The organism is Falsiroseomonas sp. RANM36 (genome assembly GCF_056682175.1).
The window spans coordinates 642,816-643,913 of record NZ_JBWXTD010000004.1 but is presented as its reverse complement, the minus strand read 5'-3'; the positions used below and the strand labels follow the sequence as shown (position 1 = coordinate 643,913).

Sequence of the window (1,098 nt, the reverse complement as noted above, 5' to 3'; positions counted from 1 at the left end):
CCCTAACCCCCCCCGCCCCCCCGGGGCCCGCGGGTGGCGGGGGCGCCGTGGGGGGGGGGGGGGCGGGCCCGCCCCCCGCGGCCGGCCGCGATGCGGCCGGGCTGGTCGAGGATCTGCAGGATGGCGCGGGCCGTCACGCTCTTGCCGCTGCCGCTCTCGCCGACGACCGCGAGGGTGCGGCCTGCGCGCAGCGTCAGGTCCACCCCGTCCACCGCGCGGAAGACGCCGCGGCGCGAGGGAAAATCCACGGCCAGGCCCTGCACCTGCAGCACCACGGGCGCGGCCTCCGCCTCGCCCGGCGACCAGCCCGCCGGCATCGTGTCGGGCATGCTCAGCGCCCGTCCTGGGCGTAGGGATCGGCCGCGTCGCGGAGCCCGTCGCCGAGGAAATTCAGTGCCAGCACCGCGAGGCAGACGGCGCCGCCCGGGATGAACAGCCAGGGTGCCTGCGCGATGGAGCGGATGTTCTGCGCCTCCTTCAGCAGCACGCCCCAGGAGATCGTCGGCGGTTGCAGGCCCAGGCCGAGAAAGGAGAGCGAGGTCTCGGCCAGGATCATCAGCGGGATCGCCAGCGTGATCGAGGCGATGATGTGCGAGGCAAGGGAGGGCAGCATGTGCCGCCAGATGATGCGCGCCTGGCTGCAGCCATCGAGCCGTGCGGCGGTGACGAAATCCTCGCCGCGCAGCGCCAGGAACCGTCCGCGCACCACGCGCGCCAGTTCCGTCCATGTCACCAGCGAGAGGATGATGGTGATGGCGAAGTAGCGTGTCAGCGGCGACCAGTCCTGCGGCAAGGCCGCGGTCAGGCCGAGCCAGATCGGGATGGTCGGCAACGAGAGGATGAACTCGATCACCCGCTGGATCGCCATGTCCACAGTGCCGCCGTAGTAGCCCGAGATGCCACCGAGGACGAGGCCGAGCACGAGGCTCATCGCCACGCCGACCAGGCCGATGGAGAGCGAGATGCGCGTGCCGTGGATCACCCGGCTGAGCATGTCGCGCCCGAGGCGGTCGGGGGGGGGGCGGGGGAAAGGGGCGCCCGGGTGGGCGGGGGGGGGGGGGCGGCGGCGGCGGGGTGCGGGGGCGGCGCGGCAGACCC

General features: G+C 74.0%; 2 protein-coding genes. Both read right to left on the bottom strand.

The annotated features are described in order from the left end of the window. Nucleotides 1-2: 2 nt before the first annotated feature. On the bottom strand, nucleotides 3-329 hold the full coding sequence (locus tag AC1MIR_RS16900) for an ATP-binding cassette domain-containing protein (RefSeq protein ID WP_480029346.1): 327 nt from the start codon (nucleotides 327-329) through the stop codon (nucleotides 3-5). A gap of 2 nt (nucleotides 330-331) precedes the next feature. Beyond that, a partial coding sequence (locus AC1MIR_RS16895) for an ABC transporter permease (RefSeq protein WP_480029345.1) occupies nucleotides 332-1,098 on the bottom strand: 767 nt, incomplete at its 5' end.